Raw genomic sequence first — 16,576 nt, 5'->3', positions numbered from 1 at the left:
TCAGCAAGGCGAATCAAGACAAGGGGTGCCTGTGGCCACTCAGTTCATCACCGAGGCGGAGACCGGAAGCGGGGCCGGGACCGGGGCCGAGGAGGTCCCGAGGCTGGCGGCCCGGGGCGTCACGGTCGGGTACGGCGGCCGGACGGTCATCGACGGGCTCGACGTGACGATCCCGCCGGGCGTGATCACCACGATCATCGGCCCCAACGGCTGTGGGAAGTCCACCCTGTTGCGCACCCTGACCCGGCTGCTCAAACCGGACCACGGGACGGTCGTGCTGGACGGCGAGGACATCGGCCGGCTCAGGACCCGGGACGTGGCGAAGAAGCTCGGTCTGCTGCCGCAGACGCCGGTGGCGCCGGACGGGCTGACCGTGGCCGACCTGGTCGCCCGGGGACGCCATCCGCACCAGAGCTGGCTGCGGCAGTGGTCCTCCGACGACGCCGGTGTGGTGGAGCGCGCGCTGGCCATGACCGGGGTGGCCGAACTGGCCGACCGTCCGGTCGACTCGCTCTCCGGCGGACAGCGCCAGCGCGTCTGGATCTCCATGACCCTGGCCCAGGGCACCGATCTGCTGCTGCTGGACGAGCCGACCACCTATCTGGACCTGGCGCACGCGATCGATGTGCTCGATCTGGTGGACGATCTGCACGAGTCGGGGCGCACCGTGGTCATGGTGCTGCACGACCTCAATCTGGCCACCCGCTACAGCGACCACCTGATCGTGATGCGGGCGGGATCCGTCCTGGCGCAGGGCCATCCGCGCGAGGTGATCACCGCCGAACTGCTGCGGGAGGCGTTCGGACTGAACGCCATGGTGATCGACGACCCGGTCGGCGACCGGCCGCTCATCGTGCCGATCGGCCGTACGCACGTCCGGAGCGATGCGTAGCCCGCCCCACGGGATCGGCCGCCGCGGGGCCCAACTGGCGCGCGGCGGAGGAATATTTGCAGGTTAGGCTAGGCTGGCCTGACTTGTGCAGGATAAGGTTTGGCTGCCCTTACAAAAGGTGCAGTGGACAGTGTGAGAGCAAGGGATTTTCGGATGCTTACCCCTCGAACGACGCTCGTGAAGCCCTGGCGGCGGGTGGCGGCGATCCTGACCGCCGCGACCCTCGGCGTCGGTCTCCTCGCGGGATGCGGTTCCGACACGTCGGACACGAAGAACGACGATGCCCCGGCCGCCGCCTCCGGCGCGTTCCCGGTCACCGTCGAGCACGCGTTCGGATCCACGAAGATCACCAAGGCTCCCCGCCGCGTCGTCTCGGTGGGCTACACGGACGACCAGGCCATCCTGGCGCTCGGCATCAAGCCGGTCGGCATGGTCGACCAGTACCCCAACCCGGCGGGCAAGTCCCCCGACATCAACACCCAGTGGCCCTGGGTGAAGGACAAGTGGGGCGACACCCGCCCCGAGGTCATCATGAACAACGGTGACTCGGGCCCCAATTACGAGAAGATCGCCTCCCTGCGGCCGGACCTGATCATCGCGGTCTACTCCGAGATCGACCAGGCCGCCTACGACAAGCTCTCCAAGATCGCCCCGACCGTGGGCCGCACCAAGGGCGAGAAGGAGCCCTTCAGCGCGCCCTGGCAGGACAACGCGGTGCACATCGCGAAGGCGCTCGGCAAGGAGAAGGAGGGCACCCAGCTGGTCCAGGGCATCCAGGACAAGCTCGACGCGGCGAAGAAGGCGCACCCCGAGTTCGCGAACCAGACCGCCGTGGCGCTGTCCTGGTACAAGGACTCCGTCGGGCCGTTCACCTCGACCGACGTGCGCGGACGGCTGGTGACGGGCACCGGCTTCAAGTACCAGACCAAGATCGACGAGATCGCGGACGGCAAGTTCTTCACGACGCTCTCCCCCGAGCGCATCGACCTGATCGACGTCGACCGTATCTTCGTCATCAACGACAAGGCGGACACGGAGGCGCTGAAGAAGTTCAAGCTGTTCGCCAACCTGCCCGCCGTCAAGAACGGCAAGGTCTCGTACCTGCTGGACAGCGAGGGACCGGCGGTCGGCGCCGCCATGTCCCAGGGCACCCTGCTCTCCTTGCCGTACGCGATCGACGAGCTCGTCAAGTCGGTCGACTAGACATGCCGATCGGACGGCCCCGTCCCCGGAGAGATTTGGTCTTCGTGTGAGCACCACCGACACCCGCGTCGCCCCGGCAACCCTGCGTACGGCGACGGGAGGTGAGGCCACCCGGTGGGTCGCGGCGCACTGCCGCCGGGTCCCGTGGCTGACCTCCGCCACTCTCTTCACGACGGTGGCCGGGGCGGCGCTCCAGGTACTGCCCGTGCTCCTGCTGAGCCGGGTGGTCGACGGGGTGACCGGGGGCGAATCGCGCTCCGTGCTCGTCACGATCGGGGCCCTGATGGTGGGCGCCGCGCTGCTCGGCGCGGTGGCCACCGCGGTGTCGACGTACCTGATCGGGCGGCTCGGGGCCGATCTGCTCGCCCGGCTGCGGGAGGGCGCCGTCCGCGCGGTGCTGGGGATGCCCAGCGCCCGCATCGAGCAGGTCGGCCGGGGCGACGTGCTCTCCCGGGTCGGTGACGACGTGGCCGTCCTGTCCAAGGGCATCAGGGCCGCCATCCCCACGGTGTTCTCCGCGGGCGTGCTGGTCGTCATCGCCACGGCGGGCATGTTCGGACTGGACTGGCGGCTCGGCCTGGCCGGCGCCGGCGCGCTGCCCGCGTACGCGCTGGCCCTGCGGTGGTACCTGCCCCGGTCCGCACCGCTCTACCAGAAGCAGCGCAGGGCCCAGGCCGACCGCGCGCAGGCCCTGATCAGCGGACTGAACGGGATCGACACCGTCCGGGCCTACCGCCTGGAGGGCGCCGTCCGCGAGAAGGTCACCAGCGAGTCGTGGCGGGTGCGGGATCTGGGCGTCGAGGTGTTCCGGTTCTTCGGACGCTTCGTCGGCAGGGAGAACCGCGCCGAGTTCATCGGACTGGCCCTGATCGTCGTGGTGGGGTACGTCCTGCTGGAGGCCGATGCCGCCAGCCTGGGCGAGGTGTCGGCGGCCCCGCTGATGTTCCACCGGCTGTTCACCCCGCTGGGCGCCATCATGTTCACCTTCGACGAGGCGCAGAAGTCGGGCGCCAGCCTGACCCGGCTGGTCGGAGTGCTGGGGGAGCCCGCAGAGGACCGGCTGGTGGGCGACGTGACCGTCGCCCCGGCGGACGCCGGGCCCTATCCGGTGACGGTGGAGGGGCTGACCTTCAGCTACCCCGACACCGAGGACCCCGTCCTGCGGGAGGTGAACCTGTCCATTCCGGCCGGTGGTTCGCTCGCCCTGGTGGGAGCCACGGGCGCGGGCAAGTCGACCCTGGCCGCGCTGATCGCCGGGATCGGGACCCCGCAGGCCGGATCGGTGCGCATCGGCTCGCAGGACCTCGCCGGTCTGGACGAGGCCGGGGCGCGGGCCCTGGTGAGCATCCTGACGCAGGAGACCCATGTCTTCTCGGGGCCGCTCGCCGAGGACCTGCGGCTCGCCGCCCCCGGGGCGAGCGATGCCGAACTGCTGGACGCGTTGCGCACGGTCGGCGCCGGGGAGTGGGTCGAGCTGCTGCCCGAGGGGCTGGCCACGGTGGTCGGCGAGGGCGGCGAGCGCCTGGACGTCACCAAGGTCGCCCAGATCGCCCTGGCCCGCCTGGTGCTCGGACGCTCGCCGGTGGTGGTGCTCGACGAGTCGACCGCGGAGGCGGGCAGCGAGGGAGCCGCCGAGCTGGAACGGGCCGTGCTGGCCGCCTGTGCGGGCCGGACCACGCTGTTCGTGGCGCACCGGCTGACCCAGGCGATGGCGGCGGACCGGATCGCCGTGCTGTCGGCGGGGCGTGTGGTGGAGGAGGGCACGCACACGGAGCTGGTCGCTCTGGGTGGCCAGTACGCGCGTCTGTGGCGTGCCTGGCGAGAGGGTAGTTAGGCGAGCCCGAGTGCATTCGGGCCGACGTGCGTACTGTGGAAGGATGCTGAGTCTTCGATGAGGGAACCGAGCGCGCCGCGCGTACTGCTTTCCCCCGCCCGTCTGGCCGATGTGCGTCGGCGCACCGGAGGCTACGGTGACCGGACCATCACCGGAGCGTGTGCCATCGGGCTGTCGTACTGGGCCACCGGCCACGGTCCCGACGGCCTCGACCTCACCCCCGCCACCCTCTTCGCCGACCTCCTCGGCTGGGTCGACAACGGCGGTGCCGTGACGGCCGGTTGGGACGTCGGCGCGGACGGCCGGAGCATCACCGTCCCCGACGGCGTCGTCCAGGCCGACGCACAGCTCGCCCTGGACGACCTGACCGACTTCCCCGACCGCCCCATCGGCACCATCGGCCCCTGCGACCTCGCGGCGAGGATCGAAGCCCTGGCCGGATGGAACGACAACCGCGCCGACCGGGTCCGCCCGACCCTCATGGAGATGTTCCACGCACAGGCGCGCGCCAGGCCGGACGCCGTCGCCGTCATCGATGAGCACCGTTCGCTGACGTACCGTCAAGCAGCCGCCTACTCCAGCCAGCTGGCCCACCATCTGATCGCGCGCGGCCTCACCGCCGAGCAGGTCGTCGGCATCTCGCTCGGCCGCGGCGCGGAGATGGTCATCGGTCTCCTCGCCGTGCTCCAGGCGAAGGGCGCGTTCGTACCGCTCGATCCGCAGTGGCCCGCCGCGCGCCGCGCCGTCGTCGTCGAGGACGCCCGGGTCGTGCTCCAGCTCAACGACTCCGGCGAGCACGCCGCGGGCGAACCGGACGCCGTGGCCGTCGACCTCGGCGACTGGGCGTTCGGCGGTTTTCCCGCCGAGCCGCCGGAGGCCGTCGTCCCCGGCTCCGCCCTGGCCTACGTGATCTTCACCTCCGGCTCGACCGGACGGCCCAAGGGCGCCATGATCCGTCACGAGGCGATCAGCGAACGCCTGTTGTGGCAGTCCGACGAGATCCTCGGCTTCGGCCACGACGACGCCTCGCTGTTCAAGGCACCGCTCTCCTTCGACATCTCCATCAACGAGATCTTCCTGCCGCTGGTGACCGGCGGACGGTTGGTGATCCTGCGGCCCGGCGGCGAACGCGACCCGCACCACCTGCTGGGCGTGATCGCCGAACACCGCGTCACCTTCACCTATCTGGTCTCGTCCATGCTGGACGTACTGCTGGAGATCGCGGGCGACTCCGGCCGCCTGGACAGCCTGCGGCACGTGTGGTGCGGCGGCGAGGTGCTGACCCCGGAGCTGTACGAGCGGTTCCGCAGCCGGCTCGGCATCCCCCTCTACCACGGCTACGGCCCGGCCGAGACGACCATCGGCGTCTCCCACGTCGTCTACCGCGGCGAGGCCGAGCGCCTGTCGACGTCGATCGGCCGCGCCAACCCCAACACCCAGCTGTACGTCCTGGACGACGAGCTGCGCCCGGTCCCGGTCGGGGTCGGCGGCGAACTGTACGCGGGCGGCCTCCTGCTGGGGCGCGGCTACGTCAACGCGCCCGGCCTGACGGCCTCCCGGTTCGTCGCGAACCCCTTCGCCGACGACGGGTCCCGGCTGTACCGGACCGGCGACCTGGCACGGTACGCCCCCGACGGGTCGCTGGACTTCCTGGGCCGCGCCGACAACCAGATCAAGATCCGCGGTATGCGGCTGGAGATCGAGGACGTCGAGGTCGGCCTCGCGGAGCACCCCGCGGTACGGCACAGCTGCGTCGTCGCGAGGAAGAACTCGGCGGGCGGCACCTACCTGGTGGGTTACGTGATCCCGGCCACCGGCCACGAGGGGCTGCGGGCCGACGAGGTCAAGGAGTGGGCCACCCGGAACATGGTGGAGTACATGGTGCCCGCCCATCTCGTCGTGATGGAGGAGTTCCCGCTCACCGCGAACGGCAAGCTCGACCGGGGCGCCCTGCCGGAACCCGTGATCGGCACGGGCTCGGTGACGGAGCCCGCCACCGAGGACGAGCGGGTGGTGTGCGCGGCCGTCGCGTCGGTGCTGCGACTGGAGAAGGCGGGGGTCGACCAGGACTTCTTCCAGCTCGGCGGGGACAGCATCCTGGCGATCTCCCTGCTGAGCGCGTTGCGCGACGCCGGTCTCCACGTCACCGCACGGCAGATCTTCACCCACAGCGTGCTCGGGGCACTGGCCGCGGTGGCGAGCCGCGAGGACCTCTCCGCCGTGGACCACGGCGACGTCCCGACCGGTTCCGTCGTGGGGTCCCCCATCGTGCAGTGGCTCGGCCGGACCACGGACGCGATCGACGGCTTCGTGCAGTCGGTCGTGCTGAACACCCCGGCGGAGCTGACCGCCGACGCGCTCGACGAGATCCTCGCCGCGCTGGCCGGGCGGCACGACATGCTGCGCGCCAGGCTGGTGCGCGGGGAGCGCTGGAGCTTCGACATCCCCGAGGGCGGCGGCGCCGTGGCCTGGCAGGAGAGCGGGCTGCCGCTGACGGAGTGCGTGCGGCTCGCCACCGACGGGCTCGACCCGGACAACGGTGTGATGCTGCGCGCGGTCTGGCGCCGCGAGGCGCGGCAACTGGTCCTGGTCGCCCACCACGTCGTCGTCGACGGAGTGTCCTGGCGGATCGTGATGGACGACCTGGCGACGGCCTGGCGCCGGTACGCCGCGGGGGCGCCCGTCGAACTTCCCCCCGTGGGCACCTCGTTCCGACGCTGGACGCAGCTGCTGGAGCGCGCGGCGTTCGAAGCGGACCGCCCGTACTTCGAGACCCCGCTGCCCGCCCCCGACGCACCGATCGGCAGACGCGCGCTGACCGAGGACGACACCGTGGCCCGGGAACGGACCCGGACCGTCTCGGTCGGCCCCGAGGAGACCGCCGCACTGCTGGGCGAGATCCCCGCGAGGTTCCACGCCGGTGTCAACGACGTCCTGCTCACCGCGCTCGCCGTCACCCTCGCCCGGTGGCGCCGCGACCTGGGGCAGGACCAGACGTTCGCCCGCATCGAGCTGGAAGGACACGGCCGCGAAGGGCGCTACGTCGCGGACGCGGCGGGCTTCGAGCCGGAACTCTCCCGGACCGTGGGCTGGTTCACCACCCTGTTCCCGGTGACCGTGGACCCCGGCACGGCGGCCGACCTCACCGCGCCCGGGTACCTCGCCGCCGCCCTCAAGGCGGTCAAGGAGGACCTCGCGGCGGTACCCGGCAACGGCATCCCGTACGGCGTCCTGCGCTATCTGTCCGACACCGGGTCGACCACCCCCGCACCGCAGGTCCTCTTCAACTACCTGGGCCGCTTCGACGCGGGCGCCGCCGGGGACTGGCAGCTCGCGGGCACCACGGGCCAGCTGGGCGAGAAGCGCGACCCGCGGATGCGGATGCCGCGCGCCCTGGAGTTCAACGCGATCGCCGAACCCGACGCGAACGGCGCGTACGAGCTGGTCACCACCGTCTCCTGGCCCGAGGGACTGTTCACCGAACAGGACCTGACCACCCTCTGCCAGTACTTCCGGGAGGCCCTGACCGCCCTGGCCGGGCTCGACGCGGGCGGCCACTCGCCCAGCGACTTCCCCCTGGTGCGGCTCACCCAGGCCGACGTCGACGAGCTGGACGGCCCGGCGCTGCGGGACATCCTGCCGCTGACCCCCTTGCAGGAGGGCCTGTACTTCCACTCGGTCTTCGACGACGACGCGACCGGCAGCTACGTCGAACAGCAACTGCTCACGCTGGAAGGCGACGTCGACGCCGACCGGCTCGCGGCGGCGGCCACCCGGCTGCTCGCCCTCTACCCCAACCTGGCCGCCCGGTTCACGGCCCTCGCCGACGGCCGGGTCGTCTCCGTCGTCGAGAGCGGAGTCCGGGCGCCCTTCACCACGCTGGACCGCCCCGGCCTCACCGACGACGAGATCCGCGACCTCGCCGAGCGGGACCGCCGCGCGGGCTTCGACCTGGCCACCGGACCGCTGATGCGCTGCACACTGGTCCGGGCCGGCTCCGGCCGCACCGTGCTGGTGCAGACCGTGCACCACATCGTCGCCGACGGCTGGTCGGTGCCGCCGATGCTCCGCACCCTGCTGGCCGAGTACCACGCGCCGGGGACCGTGTACCCGCTCGGCGGCTACCGGGACTACGTGAGCTGGCTCGCCGCACGCGACCAGGACGAGAGCGACCGGGTGTGGCGGGCCGAACTCGACGGACTGCCCGGCCCCTCGCTGGTCGCCGAGGGGCACACCCCCTCCGATCGGTTCGCCGACGCCGCCGTCGAACCCGCCGACGACATCGACGCCGCCGCCCGGTCGGCCGGTGTGCCGCTCAGCGTGGCCGTGCACAGCGCCTGGGCCCTGACGCTGGGCGGCCTGCTGCACGGCAGGGACGTCGTGTTCGGCTCCACGGTGTCCGGACGCGACGCCGAGGTCCCCGGCATCGGGGACATGGTGGGCCTGTTCATCAACACGATCCCGGTGCGCGCCCGCTGGACCCCCACCACCACGGCGCGCGAGCTGCTCACCGCCGTGAAGGAGCACCAGAGCAGGGTCCTGCCGCACCAGCACGTCTCACTCGCCAGGATCGGCCGCCAGGCCGGCACCGGCTCCCCGTTCGACACCCTGGTGGTGTTCGACGTCGCCACCGACGTGTCCGCGCTGCGCCGGGCGGGCGACGAACTGGTCATCACCGGCATCGTCAACGAGGGCGCCCCGCACTACCCGCTGACACTGGTGGTGGAGCGGGCCACGGACGGGCGGGCGCGCTTCAACCTGATCCACGACGGCGAACTGCTGCGCACGCGGAGCGCCGAGGCGATCCTGAGCACATTCACCCGGACCCTCACCGCTCTGCTCGAACGGCCCGACACCCCGGTCGACGACCTGGCCCCCGCGACCGGCAGCGCCCCGGAACAGATCCCCCCGGCCACCCTGGGCGAGCTGTTCGACGCCGCCGCGACCCGCGACCCGGCGGCCACCGCCGTCACCCAGTGCGCCCTCGACGGCAGCACCCGGTCGCTGACCTACGGTGAACTGACGGCCGCCCGCGACGCGTTGGCATCGGTGCTGCGCGCCGCCGGCACCGGACCGGGCACCCGTGTCGCCGTCGCCGTCCCGCGCTCCCTGGAGCAGGTCGTCGCCCTGGTCGCGACCGTCACCGCGGGCGGCGCCTATGTGCCGCTGGACCAGGCGTACCCGGACGAGCGGCTGGAGTACGTACTCGCCGACGCCGCACCCCAGGTCGTGCTCGTCGACCGCGAACAACGGGACCGCTTCACCCGCCTGCTGGCCCGAGCCGGTGTGGCGGCGCGCGTCCTCGTCCAGGGCGACGAACCCGTTCCGCCCGCCACCGCCGCCGGTCCCGCGGCCGGATGGCACGACCCCGCGTACGTGATCTACACCTCCGGCTCGACGGGCCGGCCCAAGGGGGTCGTCGTCCCGCACTCCAGCGTGGTGACGCTCCTCGCCAACACCCGGCCCGGCATGGACTTCGGCCCGCACGACGTCTGGGTGCAGTTCCACTCCTTCTCCTTCGACTTCGCGGTCTGGGAGCTGTGGGGCGCCCTGGTGCACGGCGGCGAACTGCTCGTGCCGGAGTACGGACTCACCCGTTCCCCGGTCGACTTCCACCGGCTGGTCCGCGAGCGCGGTGTGACCGTGCTCAACCAGACCCCCTCCGCGTTCCACCGGTTCATCGAGGCCGACCGGGCCTGCGGCGAACCGCTCACCGCGCTGCGCCGGATCGTCTTCGGCGGCGAACCGCTGGACCTCGGGCGGCTGCGCGGCTGGGTCGAGCGGCACGGCACCCGGTCGCCCGAGCTGGTCAACATGTACGGCATCACCGAGACCACCGTCCACGTCACCCACCGGGTGCTGACCGACGCGGACTTCGGCTCCGGCGAGGACGCCAGCCCGATCGGCGGTCCGATCCCCGGCCTGGTCACCCATCTGCTCGACGACCGGCTCCGGCCGGTGCCGCCGGGCCGGGTCGGCGCCATCTACGTCGCCGGGGACCAGCTCGCGCTCGGCTACCTGGGACGGCCGGGGCTCACCGCGGGCCGGTTCGTGGCGAACCCGTTCACGGCCGACGGCTCCCGGATGTACCACACGGGCGACCTCGCCCGCCGCACGCTCGACGGCGAGCTGGAGTTCACCGGCCGCGCCGACGACCAGGTGCAGCTCAAGGGGTTCCGCATCGAGCTCGGCGAGGTGGAGTCCGCGGTACGGGAGCTCGACGGCGTCGTGGACGCGGCCGTCACCGTCGCGGACAGCGGCGACCATCTGGTCGCCCATGTCGTGGGCCGGGTGCCCGGCGACCTCACCGCACTGCTGTCCGCCAAGCTGCCCGCGCACATGGTGCCCGGCCGGGTGCTGACCGTCGATGCCCTGCCGCTGACGGTCAACGGGAAGCTGGACCGCAGGGCCCTCACCGAGAGCGCCGCACAGGACGACACCCCGGCGGCCGCGGGCGGATCCGCCCTCGCCGCACTGACCGGCATCTTCGCCGAGGCGCTGCCCGGCGTCGCCGTGGACGCCGACACCGACTTCTTCGGCGCCGGGGGCGACAGCATCGTCGCCATCACCGTGATCAACCGGGCCAGGGCGCACGGTCTGCCGATCGCCCCCCGGGACGTCTTCCTGCTGAAGACCCCCCGCGCGCTCGCCGGGCACCTGGACGCGCGCGCCCCGCAGCCCTCGGCGGCCGCGCCGGCCCGCCCCGCGGACGGTCCGCTGCCCGTCACCCCGGTCATCCTGCGCCAGCGGGAACTGGGCGGATCGCTCGACGGGTTCGCCCAGGCCAGGGCCGTGGCGGTGCCCGAGGGCATCGCCCTCGCCGACGTACGGCGGGCCGCCGGGACCGTGGTGGCCGCCCATCCGGCCCTCCGGCTGCGGCTGAGCGTCGAGCACGGTGTGTGGTCCCTGAGCACCGGCCCCGCCCGCGAGACCGACGTCGTCCCGACCGACGCCCCCGACGCGACGGCCGCGGCGAACGAGGCCGCCGGACGGCTCGACCCCGGCTCCGGGGACGTCATCGCGTTCTCCTGGCTGGAGTCCGCGCGGACCCTGGTGGTCACCGTGCACCACCTCGCCGTCGACGCGGTCTCCTGGCTGGTCCTCCTCGACGACCTGGCCACCGCCCTGGACGGCGCGGACCTGGCACCGCCGACCACGTCCTACGGCGAGTACGCCGAGGCACTGGCCGTGCGGTCCGCCGGACCGGCCGACGACCTCGGACACTGGATCAGCACGCTCGCGGCCCCCGCCCTGCTGCCCGAGGTCCGGGAGCCGCGCGAGACCACGGTGGTGCTCGCCCCCGCCGCGAGCGACCTGGTGACGCGCAGCGCCCCCGCCGCGCTCGGCGTGGGCCTCACCGAGCTGCTGTGCGGCGCCCTGCGCACCGCGCTGACCCGGATCCAGCCCACGCCCACCGACCTCGCGGTCGAACTGGAGCGGCACGGCCGCGTCCCGGCCCTGGAGCACCACGACTACTCCCGTACCGTCGGCTGGTTCACCGCCATCGCACCGGTGCGGCTCACCGCGCACACCGACCCCGTCGCCGCGGCGCGCGAGGTCGCCGCACGCCAGCCGGACGAGCAGGGGCACGTCGGCTACGGCCTGGTCAGATACCTCAACCCGCAGACGGCCCCGCTGCTGGCGGCCCGCCCGCAGGTGCTCTTCAACTACCTGGGCCGGGGCGGCGAGTCCCAGGCACTGCCCATCACCGCCGACGACCAGGGCAGCCCGTACGCCGTCGAGGTCAACGCCTGGACCGACGAGGCCACCGGCAGCCTGCACGCGGCCTTCACCCTCGCCCGGGGCATACCCGACGCGATCACCGGGCACTGGCTCGACGCGCTGGAGCACCTCGCGGACGCCGCCGCCACGGCCGAACGCACCGCACCGGTCACCCCCCTCCAGCGGGGCCTGTACTTCCAGGCCCAGATGGCGGGCACGGCCGGACACTACGTCGCACAGAGCTGGTTCACCTTCGACCGGCGCCTGGACACCGACGCGCTGGCCGAGGCGATGGCGTGCGTGATCGCGCGTCACCCCGTGGTGGGCGCCGGCTTCACCACCGACGACGACGGCAACCCGGTCCAGGTCCTCGGGGCGGGCCGCCGGGTCGGCGTCCGCACGATCGAGCCGACCACCGACGCCGAGGTCGAGGAGGTGCGCGCCCGGGACCGCGCGTCGGGATTCGACCCCGGCGAGCCGCCGCTGGTCCGGCTGACCGTGATGCGGCTGCCCGACGGCCGGGACGGCCTGCTGCTCAGCTACCACCTGCTGCTCTGGGACGGCTGGTCCCGCGAGATCGTGCTGCGCGACCTGTTCGAGGCGTACGAGGAGCTCCTGGCGGGCCGGACGCCGGACACGACCCCGGCCGTGCCGGGCTTCGAGGAGTACGCGCGGGCACTCGACGCCCGGGACCCCGAGGTGTCGAGCCGCTTCTGGGCGGAGCACCTGGCCGGTCTCCCGGGCCCGACACTGCTCGCCGGACCGGCCCCGGCCCTCCCGGACGAGCTGCCGCGCGCCCTCGTCCGCACCCTCTCCGCCGACCTCTCGCAGCTGCTGCGGGACGCGGCCAAGAAGCACGGCGTCACCCTGAACACGCTGCTGACCGGCGCCTTCGGCCTGCTTCTCGGCGCCCGCACCGGCCGCGGCGACGCCGTGTTCGGCGTGACCGTCTCGGGCCGGGAGGGCGAGGGCCACTCCGGCATCGTCGGCGTACTGCTCAACACCGTGCCCATGTGGACCCGGGCCCGGCCCGACGACACGGTCGGCGCGTATCTGTCGGCCGTGCAGGCGGCCCGGGTCGAGGCCATGGAGCACGAACACCTGGGGCTCGGCGAGATCCAGCGGGCCGGCGGCCACGACACCCTCTTCGACAACCTCTTCGTGCTCCAGAACTTCCTGGACCTGGACGCGTTCGCCGAGATGAACGCCCGCCACGGCATCACCTCGGTGCGCGCCGACGACTCCACGCACTACCCGTTCACCTGGGTCGTCACCCCCGGCGAGCGGCTCACGGTCAAGCTGGAGCACCGCGACGGCGACCCCGAGGGCGCCGACCGGCTCCTGGGCGAGTACCTGCGCGTGCTGGAGGACCTCGCCCGGTCGACGGGCCGGGTGGGCACGCTGCCCGGCCTGGCCCCGCGACCCGTGCCCGCCGCGCGCACCGACATCGGCACGGACACCGTCGTCGACCGCTTCGACCGGGCGGCCGACCGTGATCCCGACCGGGTCGCGCTCGTCGCCCACGGCTCGGCCATGACCTTCGCCACGCTCCGCGACCGCAGCCGCGAACTGGCCGGGGTGCTCGCCCGCCGGGGCATCGGACCCGAGACGACCGTGGGCCTGGCGATCCCGCGCTCCCTCGACTCGATCGTGGCGCTCTTCGCCGTGCTGCGCGTCGGCGCCGCGTACGTACCGCTGGAGCTGGACCACCCGGACGAGCGGATCGCGACCATCGTCGCGGACGCCCGGCCCGAGGTGATCCTCACCGTGAGCGCCGTCTCCCCCCGGCTCGGCGGCGAGCTGATCGAGCTGGACCGCCCGCTGCCGGAGGCCGAGCCGTACGTGACGTTCGCGCCGGACGACCCGGACCGGCTGCGCCACCCCGCCTACACGATCTACACCTCCGGCTCGACCGGGAAGCCCAAGGGCGTGGTGACCGAGTACGCCGGGCTCACCAACATGCTGATCAACCATCAGCGGCGGATCTTCGAACCGGTCCTCGCCGAGCACGGCCACCGCATCTTCCGGATCGCGCACACCGTGTCGTTCGCCTTCGACATGTCGTGGGAGGAGCTGCTCTGGCTCGCCGACGGCCACGAGGTGCACATCTGCGACGAGGAGCTGCGGCGCGACGCCCCGCGTCTGGTCGAGTACTGCCGTGAGCACGGGATCGACGTCGTCAACGTGACCCCGACCTACGCCCAGCAGCTGGTGGCCGAGGGACTGCTGGACGCCCCGGAACGGCGGCCCGCGCTGGTGCTGCTGGGCGGCGAGGCCGTCACCCCGACGCTCTGGCAGCGGCTCGCCGCGACCGAGGGCACGGTCGGCTACAACCTCTACGGGCCCACCGAGTACACCATCAACACCCTCGGGGTCGGCACCTTCGAGTGCCAGGACCCGGTGGTGGGCGTGGCGATCGACAACACGGAGGTCTACGTACTGGACCCGTGGCTGCGGCCGCTGCCCGACGGGGTCCCCGGCGAGCTGTACGTCTCGGGCATCGGCATCGCGCGCGGCTACCTCGGCCAGAGCGCCCAGACCGCCCACCGCTTCGTCGCCTGCCCCTTCGGCGGGCCGGGCGAGCGCATGTACCGCACCGGCGACCTGGTGGTCCGCAGGCCCGACGGCAACCTGACCTACCTGGGCCGCACCGACCAGCAGGTCAAGATCCGTGGCCACCGGGTGGAACTCGGCGAGGTCGAGGCCGTGTTCGCGGCCCATCCGGCGGTCCGGTTCGCCGCCGCCGTCGCCCAGCCCGACCCGCAGGTCGACGGGGCCTACCGGCTGGCCGCCTATCTCGTGCTGGAGGGCGCCGACCTGGCGCGGGTCGCCGCCGAGGTGGGCGCCGGGCTGCCGGACTTCCTGCGCCCGACGCACTTCGCCCAGGTCGACAGCGTTCCGCTGACCGTGAACGGGAAGGCCGACACCAAGGCGCTGCCGGAGGCCAGACCGCTCGGCGCGCTGACCACCGGTCAGGAGCGAGGACCGCGGACCCCCACCGAGACCGCGGTGTGCGAGTTCTTCGCCGAGGCGCTCGACCTGGACGACGACGAGGTGAGCGCGGTGAGCGACTTCGCGTCCCTCGGCGGGCACTCCATGCTGGCGGTGCGGCTGACCGGGCTGCTCCGCCGCGAGTACGGTCCTGTGATCACGATCCGTGATCTGTTCACCCTGCGAACCCCGGAAGCGATTGCCCGCCACCTCGATGAAGAATCCTGACACGCAGCGGACCCGCCAGGGGTCCGACATCCTGCGCACCGCGCTGCGCCGCAACGTCGGCGCCATGGCCCGGGGCACCGTCCTCATGGGCCTGTACCAGGCGGGGGAGACCGCCTTCCCCATCGCGCTCGGCCTGATCGTCGAGAACACCTTGCAGCACCGGAGCCCGGCCTCGCTCGGTCTGTCGATCGGCGCGCTGGCCGTGATCATCACGACGGTCTCGCTGTCGTGGCGGTTCGGGATGCGTGTCCTGCAGAAGGCCAACACGACCGAGGCGCACCGCTGGCGGGTCCGGGTGGCCGGCTGCGGGCTCCAGCCGGTGGCCAGGGACGTCGACCTGAAGTCCGGCGAGGTGCTGACCATCGCCACCGAGGACGCCGACCAGACCGCCGACATCGTCGAGGTGGTGCCGCTGCTGATCAGCTCCCTGGTCGCGGTGGTGGTCGCGGCGGTCGCGCTGGGGCTGGCCGACGTCCGGCTCGGGCTGCTGGTGATCGTGGGGACGGTCGCGATCCTGTCGGTCCTGGCCGTGATGTCCCGGCGGATCGGCGCCGGCACCCGGGAACAGCAGGCCCGGGTGGCGCGGGCCGGCGCCAAGGTCGCCGACCTGATCATCGGCCTGCGCCCGCTGCACGGATTCGGCGGCAACCACGCGGCGTTCGGGTCCTACCGGAAGGTCAGCGCGGACGCGAGGCGCCAGGCGATCACCGTCGCCCGGGTCAACGGCGCGTACGCGGGCACCGCGCTGGCCCTCAACGCGGTCCTCGCCGCCGCCGTCTCCCTGACCGCGGGCTGGCTGGCGTTCGAGGGCCGGATCACCATCGGGGAACTGGTCATGGCCGTGGGCCTCGCGCAGTTCATCATCGAACCGCTCAAGATGTTCTCGGAGATGCCCAAGTACGTGATGATGGCGCGCGCCTCGGCCGAGCGGATGGCCCTGGTGCTGACCGCTCCGCCGGTGACCGCCCCCGGGTCGCTCCGTCCGGAGGGCGACCGCGGCCTCGCGGTCGACGGGGTGCGGTACGGGTCGCTGCGCGGGCTGACGTTCGAGGTGGCCGCGGGCGAGTTCGTGGCGATCGCGGTCTACCAGCCGCGCGCGGCGGCCGACCTCGCGTCGGTCCTCGCGGTGAACGTCGCGCCCGACGCGTACGAGGGAGTGGTGCGGATCGGCGGGCGGCCGGTCGCGGACCTGTCGATCGAGGCGGTCCGCGAGCACATGCTGGTGAATCCGTACGACGGGGAGATCTTCGCGGGCACGCTCCGCACCAACATGGACCCGTCCGGCACCAGCCGGATGATCCCCGAGGCCGTCGAGGCGTCCATGCTGACGGATGTCGTCGCCCTCCACCGCGACGGGCTCGACCACGTGGTCCGGGACCGGGGGGCGAACCTCTCCGGCGGACAGCGGCAGCGGCTCTCCCTGGCCCGCGCCCTGGCCGCGGACAGCCCCGTACTGGTCCTGCACAACCCGACGACGGCCGTCGACGCGGTCACCGAGCAGCTCGTCGCCCGCAATGTGGCCAAGCTGCGCCGCGGCCGCACCACGGTCGTGATCACCAGCAGCCCGGCCCTGCTGGACGCCGCCGACCGGGTGCTGGTGCTGGACGACGGCGTCGTCACCGCCGAGGACACGCACCGCAATCTCCTGGCCGGGGACGCCGACTACTGCCTGGCCGTGGCCCGTTGAGGCGCCGGGGACGGGCCGT

General features: G+C 72.8%; 5 protein-coding genes. All 5 read left to right on the top strand.

Annotated elements, in window-relative coordinates; all coding sequences use genetic code 11:
- Positions 1–31 precede the first annotated feature (31 nt).
- The gene (locus ACFVFH_RS30600; protein WP_383774543.1) at positions 32–892 is read left to right on the top strand and encodes an ABC transporter ATP-binding protein; all 861 of its coding nucleotides are present in this window, start codon (positions 32–34) and stop codon (positions 890–892) included.
- A gap of 153 nt (positions 893–1,045) precedes the next feature.
- Positions 1,046–2,095, top strand: coding sequence for an iron-siderophore ABC transporter substrate-binding protein (locus ACFVFH_RS30595; protein ID WP_383774541.1), 1,050 nt, complete (start codon positions 1,046–1,048; stop codon positions 2,093–2,095).
- Positions 2,096–2,141: 46 nt separating this feature from the next.
- Positions 2,142–3,929: an ABC transporter ATP-binding protein gene (locus ACFVFH_RS30590; RefSeq protein ID WP_383774539.1), complete on the top strand. Its 1,788-nt coding sequence runs from the start codon at positions 2,142–2,144 to the stop codon at positions 3,927–3,929.
- A 57-nt stretch (positions 3,930–3,986) separates the two neighbouring features.
- Positions 3,987–14,870, top strand: coding sequence for an amino acid adenylation domain-containing protein (locus tag ACFVFH_RS30585; RefSeq protein ID WP_383774537.1), 10,884 nt, complete (start codon positions 3,987–3,989; stop codon positions 14,868–14,870).
- On the top strand, positions 14,857–16,557 hold the full coding sequence (locus tag ACFVFH_RS30580; RefSeq protein ID WP_383774535.1) for an ABC transporter ATP-binding protein: 1,701 nt from the start codon (positions 14,857–14,859) through the stop codon (positions 16,555–16,557). Before ACFVFH_RS30585 ends, ACFVFH_RS30580 begins: the two co-directional genes overlap by 14 nt.
- Positions 16,558–16,576 lie beyond the last annotated feature (19 nt).

This window comes from Streptomyces sp. NPDC057697, from assembly GCF_042799335.1.
Taxonomy (GTDB): Bacteria; Actinomycetota; Actinomycetes; order Streptomycetales; family Streptomycetaceae; genus Streptomyces.
This window is presented reverse-complemented; position numbering and strand designations above follow the sequence as displayed.

Coding starts and splice junctions, on each gene's coding strand:
- ACFVFH_RS30585 (WP_383774537.1), top strand. CDS start 3,987: ATGAGGGAACCGAGCGCGCCGCGCGTACTGCTTTCCCCCGCCCGTCTG.
- ACFVFH_RS30580 (WP_383774535.1), top strand. CDS start 14,857: ATGAAGAATCCTGACACGCAGCGGACCCGCCAGGGGTCCGACATCCTG.
- ACFVFH_RS30595 (WP_383774541.1), top strand. CDS start 1,046: ATGCTTACCCCTCGAACGACGCTCGTGAAGCCCTGGCGGCGGGTGGCG.